We start from the raw sequence: 21,781 nt of genomic DNA on the forward strand, positions 1-21,781 counted from the left end.
TGTGTGCTGAGTCGCGTCGAGAGTGAATTTTTGCCTTGTAACAGCTGGGTAACAGTTGATAATGAGACAGGCGTCATTGCCCGACGGATCGGCTTTTTCCCATGATCAAGTTCCTCTTGCCCAGCCAGCTGGTTGCCGACACGCCAGACGAACCTGGTGCCAGTCCCTATGCGGGCGCGCTGCATGAAGCGTTTCGCGCGGCGTATCCGCTGGTCAAGGGCGCGGCTTGGCGCTCGCTCCCCATCAGCCTGTTCGGGCTGCTGCCTTCGATCTTCCTGCTGCAGGTGTACGACCGCGTGCTGTCGCGCAGCGGCACCTCGACGCTCGCCGCGCTGGTGAGCGGCATCTTCTTCTTCCTGTGCATCGAGTTCTGGTTGCGCACGCGGCGCTCGCGCCTGCTGCGCAACGCGGGCGCCATCATCGACCACGGCGTGTCGGGTGCCTTGCTGAACTCGATGCTGTCGCGCCCGCTGCGCGCGCTGGAGTCGCGGCCCGCTTCGTCGTGGCAGCTGTACTTCCGCGACGTGGGTTCGGTGCGCGGCACCGTCACCGGCGGCCTCGCGCAATCGATCTTCGACCTGCCCATGGCCATCTTCGCGCTGGTCGTGATCGGCATCGTCGCGCTGCCGGTGCTGCCGGTGGTGGCCGTGTTCCTGGCCATCATGTCTTTCCTGGCGTGGTGGTGGGCCGACGAAGTGCGCACCGGCCGTGTGGAAGAAGTGCAGCGCGGGCGCGGCCTGGACCGCATCACCTCCGAGATCTGCCATGCGCGCGAGACGCTGAAGACGCAGGCCAACGACGGTCCCACCATCGAGACGTGGCGCCAGGCCTACAACGCCTGGCTCACCGAGAGCTTCACCAAGAACGGCCAGATCGAAACCGCGCGCGACGGCACCACCGTGCTGCTGACCGTGTTCTCGGTCATCGTGGTCACGGTGGGTGCGGTGTCGGTGATGGAGCAATGGATGACGGTGGGCGGCCTGGTCGCCTCCAACATGCTGGCGCTCAAGGCGCTGCAGCCGGTGGCCGGGCTGGTGTCGAACTGGCGCTCCCTGGCCACCGCGAAGGAAGCCGCCAAGCGGCTCGAAACCGTGCTGCGCGAGCCGGTCGAGAAGCCGCCCACGGGCATGGAACTGCCGCAGCCGCTGGGCCGCGTCACGCTGCGCGACGTGAGCTTCAGCTTCGCCGAGACAGCGCAGCAGCCGGTGCTGGAAAACGTCGACCTCGACATCGGCCCCGGCGGGCTGCACGTGATCGTCGGGCGCAACGGCGCGGGCAAGTCGACGCTGGTGAAGCTGGTGTCGGGCCTGTACACGCCCACGCGCGGCACCGTGAGCATCGGCGAATACGACCTCTCGCAGTTCGGCCGCGAAGAGCTGTCGCGCTGGATCAGCTATCTGTCGCAGGAGGTCTATTGGTTCGGCGGCGCGCTGGTCGACGTGATGCGGCGCGGCGCGCCGGGCCAGAGCGACGAGCAGATCGTCGCGGCCTGCAAGCTCTCCGGCGCGCACGACTTCATCTCGCGCCTGCCCGACGGCTACCGCACCGTGGTGGGCGAGGGCGGCACCGGCTTCTCCGTCGGCGAGCGGCGCAAGCTCGCGCTGGCCATGAGCTTCCTTCGCAAGCCGTCGGTGCTGGTGCTCGACGAGCCCAGCAACGACCTCGACTTCCAGAGCGAGCGCAACCTGCTCGCCACCATGCTCGCGGTGGCCAAGGTGCGCACCGTGGTGGTGGTCACGCACTCGCTGCGCATCGTTTCCGCGGCCACGGTGGTCTATCACGTGACCGGGCAGGGCAACGTGGAGCAGGGCTCCGCGGCGGTGATGGTGCCCAAGCTGTTCGGCGTGAAGAAGCCGCTGGTGGCGGTGGGCGACAGCGAAGACAGCGCGGGGGCCGCGGCCACCCGCTCCATGGCGTGAAGACGACAAGCGACGGGGGCAGCAAATTTTGAAATCAGATCTGCCGCAGATATTGCAGGACGAACAGGACAGGCGCGCGGCGCAGACGTCGCCGAAGGGACGGCGGCGGCAATGGATCATCGGCGGGGCGGTGGCGGTGCTGGCGCTGGTCGGCCTGGGCTTTCCCATGGAGACCGTGGTCGTCGCCCCGGGCCGTGTGATTCCTTCCGACCGCGTCAAGGCCATCCAGCATCTGGAGGGCGGCATCGTCAGCAGCGTGCTGGTGAAGGAAGGCGACAAGGTCAAGACGGGCCAGCCGCTGGTGGAGATCGACTTGGGCGGCAGCGGCCTGAACCTGGAAGAACTCACGGCGCGCTATGCGGCCACGCAGGCCACCCGCGTGCGCCTCATGGCCGAGAGCCGGGGCCAGCCGCTGCGCCGCGATTCCTTCGCCAAGGACATCGACGAGGGCGTGTTCGAAGGCGAGACCGGCGCCTACCAGGCGCGCGCACTGGAGCAGCGCGGCGTCATGGCGGGCGCGGTGTCGGGACTGGAGCAGGCACGCAGCAAGAAGCTGGAGCAGCAGGCCAAGGTCAAGGGCCTCGGGGACCGGCTCGCGCTGATGCAGAAGGAACTCGAGATTTCCGAGCAACTGCTCAGCGAGAAGCTGGTCGGCCAGGTCGAGGTGCTCGAGAAGCGGCGCCAGGTCGAGAGCGTGCGCAGCGAACTCGCGGTGGCGCGGCAGGGCGTGGTCTCGGCCGACGCCGCCATCACCGAGGCGCAGGCCAAGATGGCGGAGGCGGAGGGCCGCTTCCGCCGCCGCGCGTCGGACGAGCTGGCCACCGTCGAGCGCCAGTTCGCGAGCCTGAGCGAAGACCTCGCGCGGGCCCGCACGCAGCGTTCGCGCACGGTGGTGAAGGCGCCGTCGGACGGCATCGTCAAGGGCCTGCGCAACTCCAGCCCCGGCTGGGTGGTGAAGCCGGGCGAGTCGATTCTCGAAGTGGTGCCCGACGAGGACGAGATCATGGTCGAGGCGCGGCTCAACCCGAACGACCGTGGCTTCATCGAAGTGGGGCAGACGGCGCGCGTGAAGATCACCGCCTACGACTACCTGCGCTACGGCGCCGTCGACGGCAAGGTCAAGCTCGTGGCGGCCGACGCCGACCGCGACCCGGCCATCTCGAACGGCGCGCCCTACTACCGGCTGCTCATCAGCATGTCGCAGTCGCACGTGGGGCGCGACGAGAACCGCATCACCGCCGGCATGGAATCGGAAGTGGACCTGCGTGTCGGCACCGATCCGTTCATCTGGTACATCCTGCGACCCGTGCTCAAGCTGCGGCGCGAAGCCTTCCGCGAACCATGAGGAACGCCCCCTTGAACAGCCGGCGCCGCACAGGCACCGGCGTGGTGTGCGCGGCGCTGTGCGCCAGCTTCGCGCTGCCGCCCGCCGCCTTCGCGCAGGAACAGCAACAGCAGGAAGCGCTGCAGGAGCCGCCGCCGCTCGTGCTCGCGCGCAGGCTGTCCGCGCCATCGCTCGGCGCGGCCAGCTATGCGCAGCAGGTGAAGCAGGCACTGGTCGCGCTGTCGCAGGAATACCCCGAAGTGCAGACGGCCCAGGCGGCCGCCAACACCAGCAGCTACAGCGTCGATGCCGCCAGGCAGGCGCGCTATCCGCGCTTCAAGATCGGTACGTCATCGGGCAACTACAACAGCGGCCTGGCCGGCGCCAGGACGGAGGGCTACACCGTGCTCACCGCCGAGGCCCGCATGAGCCTGCTCGACGGCGGCGCCATGAGCGCGGCGCAGCGCGCGGCCGAAGCCGGCAACCAGGCCGACGACGAGGCCGTCGTCACCACCTCGCAGAAGGTCGTGCTGGATGCGCTGACCGCCTACCTGCAGGTGCAGCGCTACGACCTCAAGAAGCAGATCGCGCACAAGGCCACCGAGGTGGTCGCCGAACTTTCCAAGGCCGAGGCCCGCCGTGTCGCACTGGGGGTGACCGGCGACAACGACCTCAACATGGCGGCCTCGCGCCGCGCGCTCGTGGCCGCGCGCGAGTCCGACTTCCAGGCCCAGCGCGACGAGGCCATGGCCAAGTTCCGCAACTACTTCAAGTTCTCGCCCAACGTGGAGTCGCTGCCCGTGCTGGCCGCGCCGCCGCAATGGCGCATCGGCTCGCAGGAAGAGGCGCTGCGCCGCGCCGAGGCACGCAGCACCGAGATCGCCGAAGCCCAGGGCCGCATCGAGCGCGCGCGCGCGCTGGCCGACCAGCAGGACGCGAGCCTCTACCCGACCCTCGACGCCGTGGTGGTGAAGAGCCGCGATCCGCGGGGCGTGTCGCCGCAGGACCCGACGCGCGCGGCCTTCGAGCTCAACTGGAACTTCGGCAACGGCTTCGACCGGCAGTTGCGGCTGAAGTCCGCGCTCGCCGAAGTCGCGAACCAGGAGGCCAAGCTTGACGGCGTGAAGCTCAACCTGTTCGAACTCACCTCCGCCTCATGGGCGCGCACTGTGTCGGGCCGCGAGCGCGAGCGGCAGCTGATGGAAGCCGTGAGCACGTCGGGCCAGGCCTTCCGCGGCCGCCGCCGCCTCATGGAATTCGGCCGCGAGACCCTGCCCAAGGTGCTCGACGCGCAACTCGACTACTACACGCTGCTGTTCGACTACGTCGACGGCGTGTTCGACCTGCGCATCTCGGAGCTGCGCCTGGCGCGCACGACCGGCGAACTGCGCATCGACCCCGCGGGCACGAACAACTGGATCGACCGGCTCTTCGGCGCGCCGAGCCGGCCCGCCCTGACCGAGGACGGCCTGCTGGCCGCGCTGTGCATCTCGAGCAACACCGCCTGCGCGAGCGAGCCGGTGGTCGAGCGCGCCGCGGGCCCCGGGGGCGCGGGCTCGTCGCTGCGCAAGGCTCCGCGGTTGTCGATCCCCTGAGCGTCGGCGCCGGTCAGGCGTCTTCGGGAATGCCCGGTTCGCCGTCGAGGATCTGGTACTTGCGCATCTTCTCCCACAGCACCTTGCGGCTGATGCCCAGGTGCTGCGCGGTGTCCTGGCGCTTCCAGTCGTTGACCTCGAGCGCCGCGATGATGCGGTTGCGCTCGCTGCTGTTCCAGCCCTTGCGGTCGCTGCTGCCGTCGAGCCCGATCCCGCCGCCGCCGCCCGCGCCGTTGCGGTCCGCCGAGATCGTCGGTGTCGGCGTGCCGCGCGTCAGCGCAATCGCGCGCTGGATCAGGTTCTGGTCCCAGCTGTGCAGCTGCCGCGCGATCACGCCCACGCGCTCCGCAAGATTGCGCAGCTGGCGCACATTGCCCGGGAAGTAGGTCTCGGCCACCGCGTCGCTCAGCCAGTGCGGCGTTTCGCCGAGCGTCTCCAGCTCGTCGCCGAGCACGTTGCTCAGCAAGGCCTTGAAGATCGCGATCTTGTCGACCTCGCCGCGCTCCTCGAGGCTGGGCACATGAAGCTCGATCACCGCAAGGCGGTAGAAAAGGTCGGCGCGGAACTCGCCGCTCGCCACCATCTCGCGCAGGTTGCGGTTCGTCGCCGCCACCAGGCGGAAGTCGACGCGGATCGGCGACGTCGCCCCGAGCCGCGTCACCGCGTTGTCCTCGAGCACGCGCAGCAGCTTGACCTGCTGGTAGCGCGGCAGGTCGCCGATTTCGTCGAGGAAAAGCGTGCCGCCCGTGGCCTGCTCGAAATAGCCGCGGTGCGCATGCACCGCGCCGGTGAAGGAGCCCTTCGTGTGGCCGAAGAACAGCGACTCGAAAAGACCGTCGGGAATCGCGCCGCAGTTCACCGCCACGAAAGCGCCCTTGCTGTAATGCTGATGCCCAAGATGCAACTGCTGCGCGATGCGCTCCTTGCCCACGCCGGTTTCGCCGCGCACCAGCACGCTGTGGTCGCAATCGGCGAAGGCGTTCACCTCGGCCAGCAGCGACTTCATCGCGTCGGAGTGCGCCACCAGCACGTCGGGCGCCTGCGGCGCCACCTCGCGCGCGCGCAACTGCCGCACCAGCTTCGCGACCATCGTGCGCAGCTCGGCGCAGGTGAAGTCGTAGGGCAGCACGTGCAGGTACTCGGGCGGATAGGTGCGCGAGTCCCGCTCGCGCGACCCCGCCGCGACCCAGATCACCGGCATGCCCTGCAGCAGCTCCGTCGCATGCGCCAGCCCGCCGCCGTCGATGACGGTGACGCTGATGATCGCGACCGAGGGGCGCAGCGCCACCCCGCGTTCGGGTGCGGGCGGCGGCATCCCGTCAGCCCGGATCACCTCCACGTCGAAGCTCGCCATGCAACGCGCGATGCGGTCGAGGATGTCGGCTTTGCCCTCCCAGACAAAGAGGTCGAGTTCGTCGAAGTTGGCGGGAGAGCTCATCTAGGTAATGCGAAATTCAGTAGACAAGCTGAGCGCCACTGGAACAAGTCAGTCGGGCACCCACTTCTGTCTGGGCGAGATTAGCGCCAAGCACATTGCTCAGCAAAGTATTTACCAAGGGGTCAAGCAACGGTGAAAGCACGCCCGAGATGATCCCCATCAACAGGTTGATGACGCCACTCAGTGTGTTTGTCAGTCCGGTAAGAACGTTGGGCAGTCCCCCTCCGGGAGCCGTGGGCGGAATCGCGATCAGGAGATTGAGTGCTTTCAGCGTATCGCTCAGGCTGTTGACGATGTTTTGTGTCGCGATTGCCAGATAGGCGGGCGCTTGATCCAGCGTAGGGGGATTCGCGAAGAATTGAGATTGCGTGGAGGCAGCGACAGGTACATCAGCCTTCAGTCCGAGCCCACCACCGTAGTAAGGCTTGCGCGTGGAGGCATCGCAACTCACAACTCCGAGACCAAGCAGCCCGAGCTGGCAGCTTTGAGAACCGATGTCTATGACGGGCACAGCGTTGACAGTTGGCAACGCACTCGATGAAAACGCATTTGCTTTTGCAAGAGCCGCCGTTGCCCCGAGGCTGCCAACACGCAGGGTCGCCACGGATGTCGTTGTTTGGGACGTAAGAGAAGTCGCGTTGGCGGTGCAGCTGTAGTCGGTAACCCGCGACGCTCCACCGCCTGCATCCAGGCTTATATCCAACCGAACCGGCGAAGGAAGAATTTTGATGTCGGTGACATTTCGAGTGCAACCCAAAGTGCATCCCAGGATGTTCTGCAGGCCCGTGAAGAGATTCAGACTCAGCAGGTTGTTCAAGAGATCCGTGACTGGCGAGAGTGCCGTCGTCAACGCGTTGACGAGATCGGTGATGCCATTCAGGGCCGGAAGATCTATCGAGATCAATGCCCGAACCTGAGCCGTACGGACATAGATTTGGTCCGGCCCGGTAGGGTTCAGTTTGGCCAAGGCGGGGTTGCCTGTGGCCGATACCTGCGGCGGCTCGATGACTTTTACGTTCGTGGTCACCGAAGCCAGCCCTGGTATAGGGAGTGCCACGGTGGCTACCACGCCGTTCTTGCCGTTCGCAGCCTGCACTACGCCTTCAAGCAGTTGGAAAAGCTGAATGTTGGTATTCAGACCAGCCGCATCCGTGCCGGTTTGTACACCTAGCAGGTCGCCGAGTTTCAGCAACGGTTGCGCAGCTGCCGCATTGGCGGTGAGCTTGAGCAGGTTGAGCGCATCGAGCACGACCTGCGCCGTGTTCCCGCTCTGCTGCAAGGCATCGATCATGGCTTGGACCAACGTCCCCACAGACACGTTCGTGCCCAGCACTTGGTCATATTTTCCGACGCCAATTCCCAGGTTCACTCCCAGCTGGTCGATATAGGTCAGCAACTTGACGTTCGTATTGAGGAGACCGTTCCAGCCAGCGGCGGTGACGTTGAGGGTGCCTCCCAGCAGTCCACCGAAAACCGCATTGAGCAGCGGCGACTTCGTTGAATCGACTGTCAGCAGCGTGGAACGAATTGTCAGATTGGCTTTTGGGGTTTGTTGGGCGGCCACCGCGTCTGCAGTGATCAGTCTCGTTTGGTTTCCTGGAATTCCAGGCATCAGAAGCGGAGGCGTTCTGCTGATGGTGACTCGCACCGCATTGAATTTCTGGCCGCTGTCCGGTGTGCCGAAGTGGGGTGCCACAGGCTTGAGCACAGGGTCCCACCGTCCGCACACGACGCTGTCGGACCCGAGTGGAGAAAGACCGATGGGCATGTTCTGCGCCGCATTGGCTATGGCGGCCGTCGTAGCCGTTGTGCAGTTGTTTACCCCTAGCCCCTGGGCGCCTGCAAGGGCGGCCAGGTCCGCCGTCTTTTGCAGCTCGCGCTTCACGTAGAACATGTAGCCAAGTTCGGTGCCGATCAACGTGATGATGATCAAGCTCAGCGCGATCGCGGTATTTACGAGAATGGAGCCTGCAGACCTGCTGCGCCGAAACGAAGAGGAAACGCCACGCAGGCTTGGGGTAGTCGGGCTCGTGTTCATTCCTGGCCCTTTCATGTGGGCTGAATTGCTGCGGTGGAGCGGCTCCTCAGCTTGTCCGGCATCCCGAGGTTCATGTTCAGAAACGACAGCGAGGGCAGCAGGCTGTTGGCACCGTAGGGATAGGTCACGGTTACCACGACACTCGCATTCGGATTGGTGCCCGTGGGCGTGACGGCAACCGTGACTTGGGTCGCGACCCAGATACGTCGGGTTGCCAGGCTGGTATTCGATGCCGATGGCACGATAAGCGAGCTTGCCAGCGAGTCGTAGACAACGTTCTGAATGCGCGAGTCGTTGGTTGTGGGAACGGAGTTCAGCAATGCCACTGCCCGAGCACCATCTTCGGCCGAGCGCGATATCGCTTGCTGTGTATAGAGCACTGTCCCAAAGGTTGCGATGATGTACACGACGATAAAAAGCACGGTGAAGACCAGTGCGAACTCGGTAGCTGCGATTCCTCTTTGAAGACGACGGTTGTTGAAGGTCATGGGGTCCGTCCGTCGAGCAACATGCTGGCGCTTCCTGTCAGCTGACCAGGGGCGTTGAAGACCGGCAACGGAGGAAGAACCCGCCCCAAGTTGCTGGCGGTAACCGTCACCACCATTTGGCAGCGCGTGTCCCATGTGATGCCACAGGCGCTGGTGACCGCTGCGGTGCAGTTGTTACTGGCAACTTGGCATACGGTTGCCGTGACGCTGAGCGTGGCTGCAGACGGGAGCCAACTGGCCTGAGCCGTTGCAACTGTCCGAGCTTGCGCTGCTCGAGTGGGAAGGTCCGGCTGATAGCGCAAGGCTGCGCGGGCACCATCTTCAGCCGCGTTTTGCAGGCCCAGCCGGAACGCGAACACCATGCCGTAGCAGATGATTCCGTAGAGCAGCGTGAAGAAAATCAGGAACACCAAGGCGAACTCGACCGCATATGCGCCGCGCTGTTTGCGTGCACTGGAGCGAAGCTGTTTGACGTCCATGATGAGCCGACAATGGCGTGTCACGTTTTCTGGTGCGCGGCTATTTGGGTGCCCCGGCACCAGCGCCGGATCCGGAAGACGACTTGACTATCGAACTCATGCGCTCCGGAATCGGAAACTCGAAGCTCTTCATGTAGCGCTCATAGCTGCGACTTGCCACGTCGCCGGCAATCGGACGTGGCGTGGGGGAGGCAATTTCGCCGCTGCGCTGCCATGCGAGCAAGCCCTGTGTGGCGTCGCCGACCTGCGGCCGCTCATAGACGACTTCTCCCTCCGTATTCATTTCTTCCGGGCCGTTTTGTACCGGTTGAGCGGCGGCCGGCGGTGCTTCCAGCTGCACTGGCTTCGCAGCCTCTTGTGCCGCTGCGGCGGGCGCAGCGATCACCAACACGGCGGCCAGCAGGGCGAGGCGATGGGCGTGTTCTTTTTTCATTGGGTACCTTGTGGGGTGGAGTTCGGTGGCATCGACAGCGCGGAGTCGGCGACGGACGGATTCAGCTGGCTGGCTGTTCGCAGGCCGCCCATGCCGGCCCAGCGCGATGCCTTGAGCATCAGCGGAGGCGGTACGGTGTCGTCGCGCACGGGCTGCGGCGTGCTCGCAAGCGGCCGCAGTGCGGTGACGTCTGGCGCCGCACTGGTAGCCGCGAGCCGCTGGGTACCGCCCCTGCGCATCTGCTGCGCGGCATCGCGCACGGCTGCGCGCGATGCCGCGGGCATGCGGTTGACTTCCATCAACCGGTCCGCCTGCTCGCGCTGGCCGGTGACTTCGAGGTAGAGCGCAAGGTTGGACTGTGCCTGCGTGCTGTTCGGGCGCAGCTGCAGCGCCTGCATCAACGGCAGCCGCGCTTCCTCGATCTGTCCCGCACGCAGGCTGGCGTAGCCCAGGTCGCTGAGCAGGAGGGCATCGGTCGGTGTCTGGCGCTGCGCTTTTCCGAGCAACTGCACGGCCTCCGCGTAGCTGCCGCGCGCACCGGCCAGCAGGCCGAGGCCGCGGTAGCCGGCACTCTCCAGCGGTGTGCCGATTAGGCGCTTGTAGGCCTGCTCGCTCAGCGCGGCCTGATCGGTCTGGCGCAAGGCGTCGGCGCGCAAGCGGGTGGATTCCGGCGATACGCCCCAGCGTTGCTCGAGCGCGTCGATATGCGCGAGCGACGCAAACCACAGGCCATCCTTTTGCATCTGCTCCACGAGCTTGAGGTAGGTGGCCTTGCTGTCGATGTTCGCGCTCGACTTGGTTTCCGCGGACGCCTCGGCGGCCGCGCGTTCCTGGGCGTTGGCGCTGGCGACATAGGCCGAGGATGTGTCCTTGAGAAGGCTGCATCCGCTGACGAACAGGGTCGAGGCCATGATCGCGCCCACGGTAAGCACGCGAGCCGAGCGGTGAGAGCGCATGGGCATGGAGAGGTCAAAGTGAGTCATTTACTGATCGCTCCCAATGAACGGAATATTGCGATGAAGCCCGGACCCGCCGTGACGATGACCAGCGCCGGCAGCAGCGAAACCACCATGACGCCGGTCATCTTCACGGTGATCTTGCCGATGCGTTCCTTCATCTGCGAACGCCGGCTCTCCCGCAAGCGATCGCTGAATACGCGCAGCGGTTCCTGCACAGCGCCGCCGTGGCGGTCGACCTGCACCAGTAGCGAGACAAGGCCTCGCAGGTTCTCGTTCTTGTGCAGCGTTGCCAGGCGATGCAACGAGTGCTCTCGGGTGCGACCCTGGCTGTACTGGGCGTTGGCGATTCCCAACTCGTGGCCCAGCACATGAAGTACATGGGAAAAATCAGTAGCCATGATCTGCAGGCTCTGGTCGAGGCTGAGGCCGACGCCCTGCAGCAGGCGCAGCAGGTCGATGAAAAGTGGCAACTCCCGGGCTGCTCGCTCGCGGCGGCCAGCGGCAAAGCGGCCAAGCACCCATTTGGGCGCCATGAACCCGAGCACGGCGCAGGCCGCCAGTACGGTGACGATGGTTCCCTGCTCGTGCCCGCTGCTCCAGAGCAGGTAGGCCAGCAGCGGAAAAACAAGGGCCAGGCCGATGCGGGTCACCAGGAAGATCAGTTGCGTTCGCTTCGACGGCAGGCCGCATTGGTCGATGAGGCTGCGGTCTTCATCAGCCACGAAGGCCCGCCCGATGCGCGAATCCAGCCAGTGGAAAGGCAACTCTAGTTCGGGCTTGAATGCGCCCTCTGCTTCCGCCTCGGCCGTCGTCACGGACTGCGAACCCGGCGTGAGCGCGGCTTGGCGGATTGCGCGGCCGATGACCTGGCCGCTGCGCGCGCGGCGCAGTTCGGCCGCGATCAATGCACCTGCACCAACTGTCAGGCCGACTGCGAGCAGCACGATGCTGAAGATTGCCAACTGGTGGGGTGTGAGCGTCATGCCAACCTCGCAAGACGGTAAAGAAGCGCCACGCCCACCACCTGCAGGCTTGCGGAGGAATAAATCAGGATGCGTCCGGTCTCATCACTCCACATGCCCATGAAGTAGCCGGGATTGGTAAGAATCAGAAAGCCGCCCACGCCGATCGGCAGCAGGCCCAGGATCCATGCGGACAGGCGTGTCTCCGCGGACATGGCATTCAGTTCCTGCTCTGCCTGTTCGCGGTCGCGCATGAAATTGCCCACGCGTTCGAGCAGCAGATCAGCGCGGCCGCCGTAGCGAACGCCCAGGCCAAGAATGGATGCCAGCAGAAACATCTCTTCGATACGCACGTTGGTGGCAGTCTGGTGCAGCGCACGGTCGAGATCCAAGCCGGCGCGGACCAGCGCGGCCGAGCGTTCCAGGTGAACGCGCAGCGGCGCCTCGGTGGTGGCAATTGCTAGCTGGAATGCAGCTTGCGTGGAGTTGCCAATCGTGATGAGGCGCACCATCGCATCGATGTATGCCGGCAACTGGCTGACCAGCTTGCGGCGAAACTTCTGCAGCTGCCACCACAACAGGAAGCTGCCGACAATCAGCAGCACGAACAGCAAACTTGCCGCCGCAAGCCAGCCGACCAGTACGCCCATCAACAGGCTGAGCACGACGGCGGCCGCCAGTGCGAGCGCGACGGTGCGCGGCTCTACGACGCCTACCAGCCAGCCCGGCATTGCCCGCTCCAGCATGCTGGCCTGCGCGGCCTCGGTAGTCGCGGGGCTGGTGTCGAGCCACGGATCCGTCGTCAAGGTCGACGACATTCCTTCTCCCGGAAGCTCCCTGTCCCTCACAGGCATCGGTATCGGCGTGGTCGCCGTGCTGGTCGCGAGGATCTGCTGGCTCAGGTGCCGCTCGGTGGCCAGTCGCACCTGCCTGTTCTTCGCCCACTGCCACAGCATGAGCCCCGCCGCCGCCATCAGCAGCGCGATGCACGCCACGATGAGCAGGGCTTCACGCACGGTTGTCTCCATGCGCGCGCGCCATCGACTGCCGGAAGCGCGTGATCTTGGGCGAGTGCGGCGCGATGCCCAGCGACACCCAGCGGTCGCGTTCCTCGCCGTCCGGCGAGACGACCGGCTCGTAGCGGTAGAGCTCCTGCATGGCAACGACGTTGTCGTTGACGCCCGTGACCTCGCTCAGCGAAATGATGCGGCGCTGGCCGCCCGACAGGCGCCCGATCTGGACGATGAAATCGATGGCGTTGGCGATCTGCCGGCGCAGGCTCACTTCGCTGCCCTGGTAGCCCGCAAAGCCCGCGAGCATCTCCAGGCGGTAGAGGCACTCGCGCGGCGAGCTGGCGTGGATGGTGCCCATCGAGCCTTCGTGGCCGGTGTTCATGGCCTGCATCATCTCGATGACCTCGGCACCGCGCACTTCGCCCACGATGATGCGGTCGGGCCGCATGCGCAGGCTGTTGCGCAGCAGGTCGCGGATCGACACCACGCCCGTGCCGTCGAAGCCGCCCGGTCGGCTTTCGAGCCGCACCACGTGGCTGGTGCCGAGCGACAGTTCGGCCGTGTCCTCGATGGTGATGACGCGTTCGCGCGCGGGTATGTAGCTCGCGAGCGCATTCAGCAGCGAGGTCTTGCCCGAGCTGGTGCCGCCGCTCACGAGGATGTTGCAGCGCGCGCGCACCGCGATCTCCAGCAGTTGCGCCATGCCGGCATCGAAGGTGCCGAGCTTCACCAGGTCCATCGGCGTGAGCGGCTCCTTGCGGAACTTGCGGATCGACACCGACAGGCCGTCGATGGCCAGCGGCTCGATGATCACGTTGATGCGGCCGCCGTCGGGCAGGCGCGCGTCGACCATCGGGTTCGACTCGTCGAGCCGGCGGCCCAGCGGCGCGAGGATGCGGCGCACGATGCGCATCACATGCTCCGAGTCGGCGAAGCGCACCGTCTCGCGCTCCAGCATGCCGTGGCGCGACACGTACACGTTCTGGTAGCCGTTGATCAGGATGTCTTCCACGGCCGGGTCGTTGAGCAGGTCTTCCAGCGGCCCGAAGCCCGCGAGCTCCTTGGTCAGCGCGTCGGAGATGAGCTGCATCTCGCGGTCGTTGATCGGCACGCGGCGCAGCCGCACGAAGCTGTCGACCTCCAGTTCGACGAACTGCTGGATCGAGGCGCGCGACCAGCGGCCGAACTCCGCGCCCAGTTCCTCGATGCGGCTGAGCAGGTGGTCGTGCGTCCAGCTCTTGATGTCCTGGAACTGCTGGGAGTTGATGAACGCCTGGTCGTCGTCGGCGAATTCGATATCGGTGGACATGGGTTCAGCCTTCGTGTGAACTCTTCCAGAGGCCGGTGACTTGCGACATGAGCGCAACCCAGCGTGGATCCTTGGCCGGAGGTTGGCCCGTGGCAGACATGTATTCCTGGTGCAGGCTGCGGGCCAGGCCCGTCACCGCCTGCGCGTAGGGGTCGCTGCGCGAGGTGCGCACCAGCATCTCTCCGCGGCTCGCGGCCGCCATCAGCTGTGCACTGCGCGAAGGCAGCACGTGGCGCAGCGGCAGCTCCAGCCGTTCGGCGATGTCCTTGGCCGTGAGGCCGACATGGCTGTCGAACTTGTTGACCACCAGGGAGAGGCGTTCGGTCTCGACGTTGCGCGCGCGCAGTTCCTTGAGCATGTTGGCGGTGGACACGATGCCGCCGATGCTCTGGTCGCACACGACCCATGCCTGCTGCGCCTCGCGCACCGTCTGCGCCATGAAGTCGATGGTCGAGAAGCCGCCGAGGTCGGCGACCTGGAAGTCGAAGAAGTCGGCCAGCCGCTTGATCAGCGCGACGGAGTCGGCATGCGAGATCTCGCGCACCTGCGCGAGGCTCGCGGGCAGCGGCAGGATGGCCACGCCGCTGGTGTGGTGCGCCAGCGCCGTGTGCAGCAGGGTCTGGTCGAGCCGGCGCAGGTTGCGCACGCCGTCGACGAAGCTGAAGCCGCTCTGCGTGTCGAGGTATAGCAGGCCGTCGCGTGCAGGCAGGCCCAGGTCGAGCAGCGCGACGCCGTGCCTGGAGCTGCGGCCCTGCGGGCGCGCGGGTGCCTGCGCGAGCTGGTCGTGCAGCGTCAGGGCCAGGCTGGTTGCCAGCGTGGTCACGCCGAGTCCGGCACGCGCGCCCAGCAATGCCAGCGTGCTGCCGCGTGTGCCGCCTTGCAGGGTGCTGCGGCGGTCGAGCAGGGCGCGCAGCGTCGTCACCGCATCGGTGGGCGGCGCGGCCATGTCGATGAAATCGTCCACGCCCGCGCGCAATGCGGAGAGCATGGCGGCGGGTTCGGCCGACACGCCGGTTGCCAGCACCGGCAGCGTGGGCCAGTCGCGCTTCAGGCGCTGGTGGAGCTGGATGGCGTGGGCGCCCTGGTCGGGAGAGAAATCGATGAACACCGCCACCGGCCCGAGCAGCGCGATGCGCTCGTCGATCGACTTGGTGTCCGGCGCGAGGATCACCACCGATCCCAGCGTGCCGAGCGCATCGGTCAGCCACGTGATGTGGCTGCCGTTGCTCGACGCGAACAGGTAGGTCTCGCTGCCTGTCTCGGGAATGCTGTCGCGTGGAGCGTTCATGGGGCCTGCCTGCTGCGATGCATGGTCCGCGTCATCGTGCTCAGCGGGAGAAGCCGGGAACCGGCGTGTCGATCAAGCCGCCGAGGAAGTACGAGCGCCATACCGCGCCGTCGCGTTGCTCGGCGCTGCCGGGCAGGTACGGTGCGAGGTCGGTGCCGCGCGCAATGGGCTTCACCAGGTGCGGCGTGACCAGGATCACCAGTTCCTTCTCGCTCATCTGGTAGTTGTTCTTGCTGAAGAACGTGCCGATGATCGGCAGGTCGCCAAGCAATGGCACCTTGCTGGCGTTCGAGGAGGTGGTGCGGCTGACGAGGCCGCCGATGATGAAGCTCTCGCCGTCGCCGAGCTCCACCGTGGTGTCGGCGCGGCGCGTGGTGATGGCGGGCACGGCGATGCCGTTCAGGTTGAGTGCGTTCGTGTAGTCCAGGTCGCTGGCCTCTGGCGCGACCTTGAGCACGATGCGTTCGTTGGAAAGCACGGTCGGTGTCAGCGTGAGGCCGATGCCGAAAGGCTTGTATTCGATGCTCGTGGTGCCCAGTCCCTGCGGCACGGGAATCGGCAACTCGCCACCGGCCAGGAAGCTTGCGCTCTGGCCCGACAGCGCCACCAGCGTGGGTTCGGCAAGCACGCGGGCCATGCCGTTGCCTTCGAGGAAGCCGACGTTCAAGCCGATGCCGGCCTTGCTGAAGTTGAACAGCAGGTCGAAGGCCTGCGCCAGCGGGTTGTTGTATTCGCCGGTGATCTGGCCATTGGCGGCAAAGCTTGCAGACGAGAGGGAGGACGGCGAGAAAACGCCGAAGCTGAATCCGCTCGAATTCGGGCGGGTGCTGAAGATGTTCAGCCCCGCCTGCTTGAGCACGCTGCGGTTGAATTCCACCACCTTGACTTCGACCTGCACCGTGCTGCTGCGCACGTTCACCACCGAGCGGTCGATCAGCTCCGTCTTCTCGGGGGCGCTGGCCAGCGCCGTCTCTCGCGCGGCCTGGTGCGTGATCATGTTGTCCATGGTGCCGGTGAGCGTGGACGAACGGCGCCGCACTTCGATAGGGTAGGTGGTGGCCACGGTGCTGCCCTTCTCCCAGACCATCAGCGAGGTGCGCCCCGCGGCCTTGCCGGTCACGATCAGCCGTGCCGCTGCGGAGCTCGGTGTCTTGCGGGTGATGGTGACGTTGGCCACGGCCTCGTCGCCGATCGCCATCCGGTCGATTCCCTTGTCGAGCAGCAGCTCTTTCTGCGTACCGGCATCGAGGACGAGTGCCCGCTGCACGGGCTGCTGCATTGCGGTCTTTGCATCGGCGGCGGTGGATGCCAGCGGCCAGACGGCTTGGGTCATCGCGCACAGGGCGACCAGGGACGGGCGCAGCAGCCGCGATGAAACCTGGACGGGGCTGCTGCTTCTAGCGGCTCGGGTCGATTGCGCGCGAGGCGTGTGGTGCATGTGTTCTTCCTGGAAGGCGGTATCTGCTGGCTGTTCGATCAGTAGTTCACGGTTTCGCTGCGCTCGCCGCGAATCACTTCGACCTGGAGGCCGCCGCGCGTGCCGGTGCCGGTTGCGGCGCGCCGGTTGGCAGTGGCGGCAACAGCGCGCGCTTCGACGGCCGCGGGCTTGACGCTCGACCCCTGGCCGCCGGTGGACAGGTCGAGAGCGGTCAGGCCGGCCTGTGCGAGATCGAGTCCTTCGAGTGGCGCGCGGCGCGCCTCGCCCGCCTTGGACGACACGGGTTGCAATGCGGTGGGAAGTTCGGCGAAGAGTTTCGGGTCCGGCTGCGACATGTCATTGGGATTGCGCAGTGCCAGCATCAGCCGGCCGCTGGCGTCGCCGATGGTCAGCCGGTTCACCTCGTCCACCGGCACCGCCAGCACGGCGGTGCGTGCCATCTCGTTGCGCTGGGCCTGCTGGGCGGCCGCCTTGTCGGGCGACTTGGACGGCATGCCGTCGACGGATGCGCTGCCGAAGGCCAGCACGCGCTTGCGGGAGAGCAGCAGTCGCGCCTGGCTGCGGTCGACGTCCTTGCCGTCCGACTTGAGCGTGATGAACACGTCGACGAAGTCGCCGGGCTGGATCTTGTTGCCCGCGCCCATGATCTCGTCGGTCTTGATCGCGACCGCGCGCTCGCCTTCCGCGACGCGCAGCGCAAGGCCGGAGACGAGCTGGTTTTCCATCAGCGGGGTGCCTTCGGCGAGATCGATCACCGGCACGCGTCCGGCCGCCACGGATGCATCCTGGAACGCGCCCGCTGGGTTGATCGTCAGGCGCTCCACGCGCAGTGCATCCGCGGGAATCGCCTCGCCCGCGGGCAGTGTCTTGGCTGCCACGACGACCGGATAGACCAGCACCTCCTTGGCCTTGGTGGGGGCTGCGGCGGGGCCCGTGGCCGCCGCGACGGGAGCGGGTGCCTGGCGGCTCAGCATCCAGGCGTAGCCACCGAGTGCGATGGCCAGGAGCACGAGGAGGGCGGCGAGGATCTTGGTGAGGTTGATCATGGGCGGCGGATGAAGATTTGGGGGCAAGCGATCATGGGACTGGAGGAATGAAGGGCCTGCTGTGACAGAGGCAGATGACTGCTAACTCTGTCGCCCCCAGACCATCCAGGCCGCGGTGGCCAGCGACAGATAGGCTGCGTAGGGAACGATGCGCTTGCGCGCCGTCGTGGGCGCTGCGCCGTTGCTGGTCGCCGACGAGCGCCCCAGCAACATCAGCGACAGCCGCGGTGCCACGGGCCAGCGCTGCAGCGCGAGCCAGAGCGCGCTGTGAAGGCCTGCCAGCAGGCTGGCCACGACCCAGATCGGCAGCAAAGCCTGCAGGCCCACCCAGAGTCCGAGCGCGCCTGCGAATTTCACGTCGCCAGCTCCCATGAGGCCAACGGCGTACAGGAGCAGCAAGGCGCCGAAGCCGACGGCCGCTCCCGTGAGTGCGGTGGACCATTCGATGCCGAAGGGCTGCGTCCCGAGGGCGAGTGCGGCCAGCGCCACTGCGGCGCCGGCGAGCACGAGCCAGTTGGGAACGCGGCGTTGACGGAAGTCATAGACGGCGACGAACAGCAACCACAGCAGACACGCCAATCGCATTGCTTGTGTTGCTTCTCAGGACGCCGGCGCAGTTACCTTGCCGGCGATGTACGTGAAGAGACCTGAGAGTTTGGTGCCGAGACCATTGCTACCGCTGAGGGACGTCACGATGGCGACGGCGACGAGGCCGGCAATGATCCCGTACTCGATAGCGGTAGCGCCTTCTTCGTCGCGAAGGAAACGGGCAATTGAGTTAAGCATGATGAAGCCTTTCAGATGGATTAGGAGACTGACAGGGGAGCTTGTTGCTATGGATTCTTTGTTAAGAGGCGGGGGCAGTCACTTTGCCGGCAATATAGGTAAAGAGACCAGAAAGCTTGGGGCCGAGGCCATCGGTGCTGGAGAGGGCCGTAACAATTGCGACTGCAACCAATCCCGCAATGATTCCGTATTCAATTGCGGTCGCACCCTCCTCGTCCTTTAAAAAACGAGTAATTAGGCTATGCATGATTTACCCCTTTCAGTAAGTGTTAACAAAGGCTGATGGGGTGGATGTTATACACAGTAACTCCGTGTATCAACAAGAGAAACCCACAAGACACGCACTTAGCTGTGCTAGCCAAAAGGTGTAAGCACGATGGCGGCCAGCTTTCCGCCAGCCGGGTCCCGGGGGAAGGACGATCGGCCAACCGACACTTTGAAGGTTAATTTTTCCCTCTGTAGGCCGCGTCCGACCTCCCATGAAGTGGGGAGGGGAACGTTACGGCGCCGGGAACGCGCGAAAGGGCTGCGTTACGGGTACAAACCCGTTACGCGTTACGTAGCACGGGGCCACAAAGCACGATTTGTAACGCTGAAAAAAGCCAGAAAGCGTGAGCAAAATGTCACGACTCAGCGGTCGTACCCGCGTGGTCAGCAGGGGTTCAGCCGAGGATGTCTTCGTGGAAGAGCTTCCACTCGCTGCCTTGGCGCAGCCAGTACTGGCGCCGCGAGCGCCCGCTCTTCTCGCCTTCGAACACTTCGCCGAAGGTAACCACCATCGTGTCGTCACCGTCCCGCCAGTGGAGGAACGACATGTCCTTGAGCTGCACGCGCTTGCCCTGCGCGTATTTCACTTCGTCTTCGACGGCTGAAATGCCTTCGGTGGATTTCTTGCTGATGCGCTGGAAATCGGGCAAATAGAATTTCTTCAATTGTGCTTCATTTCCATTGGCCCGCGCGTCTTTCCAGCCATTTATTGCGCTGGAAATGGATTGCGATTCTTTTTCGGCCTGCGGCTGCGAAATCCATTGCAGGCTGCGTGCGGTGACCACCGGCGTTGCGCCGATTTGCACTTTTCGCAAAAGCTGCTTCAAGTCGGGGTTGGCCATGACCACGCAGCCGTCGCTGGCCAGCGGCGCCCGTGCGAACTGCTGGGGCGGGGTGCCGTGCAGCCAGATGCCGCCGCCGGTCTTGCCGCGCCGCACGTCGTACGGATTGGGGTAGTTGATGGGCAGGGCGCCCGCGCCGTAGAAGTCCTTGAGCGACTTCGGGTCGAGGCTGCTGGTGATGTAGTACACGCCCAGCGGCGTGCGGGCATCGCCTTCGGTGGCCTTGTCGGTGCCCGACTTGCCGACCGAGATGTAGTAGTCGGCCGTGAGCTTCAGGCCCTTGTCGCTGTTCTCGAACAGGTACAGGCGCGAGCGCGAGGCATCGACCGCAATGGCGTAGCGGCTGCGCGTGGAGAGCGCCAGGAACTGCGACGGCACGGTGTTGGCCGGTGGCCGTTCGCGCAGGGCCTGCAGGCGGCGGCGCGATTCTTCGTGCAGTTCGGCCATGGCCGGGTTGCCGCGCATCCTGGCGATGCTGGCGGTGTCGGGCAGGCTGTTCGACGGCGGCACCTGGGCCGCGAGCAGGTCGCCATAGACGAGCTGCGCGAGCTGGAAGTTCGGGTAGTCGCGCACCAGGTCGCGGGCCTTGGCGAGCGCGGGACGAGCCTGGCCGCGGCCGAACATTTCGTAGACGGCGATCAGGCGGGCCTCGGCGTTGCTGGCTTCCTGGATCGGCGCGGCGGCGCGCGCCGGCCTGCGGGCGGGCTTGGCGGCGGCTGCCTTGGCTTCGGCCACCGCGGCCTTCTTGCCGCCCCTGGCTTCCTTCGCCTCCCTGGCGGAAGCGCGTGCGCCGTGCGCGGCGGGAGCGCGGTTGCTGCCCACCGCCTTGGGTTTGGACTTGGAGGCGCCGTTGCCGCTGCCGGCTTTCGCGTTGCTCTGCTTGGCCGCAGCCGACGCCTGCGCGGCACCCGGTGCCGCGAGCATCAGCGCCGAGGCTGCCATCAGCGCTGCCAGCAGGTGTCCGCTGCGCGGACGGAACGGAGGATTCTGAAGCCGGCCGCGCCGGACGATGTCTGCCACTAGCCGCCGACGCTTTCCTTGCGAATGTGCCACTGATTGCCGGAGCGCTGCATATCCAGCGTCTTGCGGCTGGAGACGTTGAGGTTGTCGGCGCGATAGATCTGGCGGAACTTGGCCGTGGCGTTGTCGCCGTCGACCTTGATGACCAGGTTCTCGATGTTCACGCTGATGCTGGACTTGCCGACGATGCGGGCGCGGCGGTCTTGTTCCCAGCTCTTGCGGCTCTGGCCGCCGCCGGGAGTGAAGTCGCTGCCGTAGGCCGCGAGGTAGCGGTCCATGTCCTGGCTGGCCCACGCCGAAGCCCAGGCGCGCACGGCCGATTCGACCTCGGCGTTGGCGGCCGGGCTTGCCGCGGGCGCGGGCGACGGTGCCGGGGCGGGCGCTGGCTCGGGCGCCTTGGGCGCGGCGGCCACCGGGGCGGGCGCCGCCGCGACCTTGGCGGGCGGCGGTGCGGCGGGTGCAGGTGCGGGAACCGGTGCAGGTGCAGCGGCCTTTGCCACGGGAGCAGGGGCAGGGGCAGGCGCCGGCACGGGCGCAGCCGACGCAACCAGCGTGCCCGGCTTGCCGCCCGCCAGCGCAGGCGTCGGCGTGAAGAGCGTGCGGATCACCGCCAGCTTGGGCTGCACGGCCGTGTTGTTCTGGTCGAGCTGCAGCGCCTTGCTGTAGGCCTGGCTGGCGAGCCGTGCATACACGTCGCCGAGGTTTTCCTGGGCGGTGGCGTAGCTGGGGTTGGTGCGGATGGCGCTTTCGAGCGCGGCGCGCGCCTTGTCGAACTGGTTCTGGCTTGCGTAGATCACGGCCAGGTTGTTGAACGGCTCGGGCAGCTCGGGTGCGTCCTGCGTGAGCTGCGTGAATGCGGCGATGGCCTCGGCGCGCTTGCCGGTGTCGAGCTGGATCACGCCCTTGAGGAAGCGCATCTGCGGATCGCGCGGCTTGTCCTTGAGGAAGGCGTCGGCCTTCGTCATGGCTTCGTCGAGCTTGCCGGCCTGCATGAGCTTGTCGACTTCTTCATGTTCGACGGCGGACAGCGCGGGCAGCGCCACGGCACAGGTCGCAGCGGCCAGGAAGAGGGCACGCACGGAGGGGGAGAAGCTGAAACGGGCGCGTGGCCGGGGGCTCTTGGGCATTGCGGACAAG

The 21,781-nt window shown here is 66.0% G+C and carries 20 protein-coding genes; 3 read left to right on the forward strand and 17 right to left on the reverse strand.

All coding sequences use genetic code 11. The features are described 5' to 3' along the window. The first annotated feature begins 101 nt into the window (after positions 1-101). Genes C4F17_RS23320 through C4F17_RS23330 form a run of 3 tightly spaced genes read left to right on the forward strand, consistent with a single transcriptional unit; the run spans position 102 to position 4,838 of the window. Positions 102-1,919, forward strand: coding sequence for a peptidase domain-containing ABC transporter (locus C4F17_RS23320; RefSeq protein ID WP_106936828.1), 1,818 nt, complete (start codon positions 102-104; stop codon positions 1,917-1,919). A 28-nt stretch (positions 1,920-1,947) separates the two neighbouring features. After that, on the forward strand, positions 1,948-3,264 hold the full coding sequence (locus tag C4F17_RS23325) for an HlyD family type I secretion periplasmic adaptor subunit (RefSeq protein WP_081270811.1): 1,317 nt from the start codon (positions 1,948-1,950) through the stop codon (positions 3,262-3,264). 11 nt (positions 3,265-3,275) lie between these two features. Then, entirely contained in the window at positions 3,276-4,838 is a 1,563-nt protein-coding gene (locus tag C4F17_RS23330; RefSeq protein ID WP_234382331.1) for a TolC family protein, read from the forward strand. A 13-nt stretch (positions 4,839-4,851) separates the two neighbouring features. Here the strand turns inward: C4F17_RS23330 and C4F17_RS23335 are convergent, their stop codons facing one another. The 17 genes from C4F17_RS23335 to C4F17_RS23415 form a co-directional block, all read right to left on the reverse strand. Then, positions 4,852-6,276: a sigma 54-interacting transcriptional regulator gene (locus tag C4F17_RS23335; RefSeq protein ID WP_106936830.1), complete on the reverse strand. Its 1,425-nt coding sequence runs from the start codon at positions 6,274-6,276 to the stop codon at positions 4,852-4,854. Between the two features lie 16 nt (positions 6,277-6,292). Next, the gene (locus C4F17_RS23340; RefSeq protein ID WP_159053690.1) at positions 6,293-8,314 is read right to left on the reverse strand and encodes a TadG family pilus assembly protein; all 2,022 of its coding nucleotides are present in this window, start codon (positions 8,312-8,314) and stop codon (positions 6,293-6,295) included. Between the two features lie 11 nt (positions 8,315-8,325). After that, positions 8,326-8,802 (reverse strand): TadE/TadG family type IV pilus assembly protein, encoded by a 477-nt coding sequence (locus C4F17_RS23345; protein ID WP_106936832.1) that lies wholly within the window; start codon positions 8,800-8,802, stop codon positions 8,326-8,328. Continuing rightward, positions 8,799-9,281, reverse strand: coding sequence for a TadE/TadG family type IV pilus assembly protein (locus C4F17_RS23350; protein WP_106936833.1), 483 nt, complete (start codon positions 9,279-9,281; stop codon positions 8,799-8,801). Before C4F17_RS23350 ends, C4F17_RS23345 begins: the two co-directional genes overlap by 4 nt. Before the next feature lie 40 nt (positions 9,282-9,321). Beyond that, positions 9,322-9,714 (reverse strand): DUF3613 domain-containing protein, encoded by a 393-nt coding sequence (locus tag C4F17_RS23355; RefSeq protein ID WP_106936834.1) that lies wholly within the window; start codon positions 9,712-9,714, stop codon positions 9,322-9,324. Continuing rightward, positions 9,711-10,676, reverse strand: coding sequence for a hypothetical protein (locus C4F17_RS23360; RefSeq protein ID WP_234382333.1), 966 nt, complete (start codon positions 10,674-10,676; stop codon positions 9,711-9,713). Before C4F17_RS23360 ends, C4F17_RS23355 begins: the two co-directional genes overlap by 4 nt. A gap of 17 nt (positions 10,677-10,693) precedes the next feature. After that, complete coding sequence (locus C4F17_RS23365) at positions 10,694-11,656, reverse strand: type II secretion system F family protein (protein ID WP_106936835.1); 963 nt, start codon at positions 11,654-11,656, stop codon at positions 10,694-10,696. After that, positions 11,653-12,651: a type II secretion system F family protein gene (locus C4F17_RS23370; protein WP_199851883.1), complete on the reverse strand. Its 999-nt coding sequence runs from the start codon at positions 12,649-12,651 to the stop codon at positions 11,653-11,655. Before C4F17_RS23370 ends, C4F17_RS23365 begins: the two co-directional genes overlap by 4 nt. Next, positions 12,644-13,957, reverse strand: a complete 1,314-nt coding sequence (locus C4F17_RS23375) for a CpaF family protein (protein ID WP_106936837.1) — start codon at positions 13,955-13,957, stop codon at positions 12,644-12,646. The genes C4F17_RS23370 and C4F17_RS23375 overlap by 8 nt, the downstream gene beginning before the upstream one ends. 4 nt (positions 13,958-13,961) lie before the next feature. Next, positions 13,962-15,245 carry an AAA family ATPase gene (locus C4F17_RS23380; protein WP_106936838.1) on the reverse strand — a complete coding sequence of 428 codons (1,284 nt, stop codon included), beginning with the start codon at positions 15,243-15,245 and terminating at the stop codon, positions 13,962-13,964. A 40-nt stretch (positions 15,246-15,285) separates the two neighbouring features. Then, positions 15,286-16,683 (reverse strand): type II and III secretion system protein family protein, encoded by a 1,398-nt coding sequence (locus C4F17_RS23385; protein WP_106936839.1) that lies wholly within the window; start codon positions 16,681-16,683, stop codon positions 15,286-15,288. 38 nt (positions 16,684-16,721) lie between these two features. Beyond that, entirely contained in the window at positions 16,722-17,729 is a 1,008-nt protein-coding gene (gene cpaB, locus C4F17_RS23390; protein ID WP_106936840.1) for a Flp pilus assembly protein CpaB, read from the reverse strand. A gap of 81 nt (positions 17,730-17,810) precedes the next feature. Next, positions 17,811-18,314 carry an A24 family peptidase gene (locus C4F17_RS23395; protein ID WP_106936841.1) on the reverse strand — a complete coding sequence of 168 codons (504 nt, stop codon included), beginning with the start codon at positions 18,312-18,314 and terminating at the stop codon, positions 17,811-17,813. Positions 18,315-18,329: 15 nt separating this feature from the next. Next, on the reverse strand, positions 18,330-18,515 hold the full coding sequence (locus C4F17_RS23400; protein WP_106936842.1) for a Flp family type IVb pilin: 186 nt from the start codon (positions 18,513-18,515) through the stop codon (positions 18,330-18,332). A gap of 61 nt (positions 18,516-18,576) precedes the next feature. Continuing rightward, positions 18,577-18,762: a Flp family type IVb pilin gene (locus tag C4F17_RS23405; RefSeq protein WP_106936843.1), complete on the reverse strand. Its 186-nt coding sequence runs from the start codon at positions 18,760-18,762 to the stop codon at positions 18,577-18,579. A gap of 415 nt (positions 18,763-19,177) precedes the next feature. After that, positions 19,178-20,677, reverse strand: a complete 1,500-nt coding sequence (locus C4F17_RS23410; protein ID WP_106936844.1) for a L,D-transpeptidase family protein — start codon at positions 20,675-20,677, stop codon at positions 19,178-19,180. Further along, on the reverse strand, positions 20,644-21,771 hold the full coding sequence (locus C4F17_RS23415; protein ID WP_106936845.1) for a nuclear transport factor 2 family protein: 1,128 nt from the start codon (positions 21,769-21,771) through the stop codon (positions 20,644-20,646). The genes C4F17_RS23410 and C4F17_RS23415 overlap by 34 nt, the downstream gene beginning before the upstream one ends. Positions 21,772-21,781: the final 10 nt, after the last annotated feature.

The sequence above is a fragment of the Variovorax sp. PMC12 genome, from assembly GCF_003019815.1.
GTDB lineage: Bacteria > Pseudomonadota > Gammaproteobacteria > Burkholderiales > Burkholderiaceae_C > Variovorax.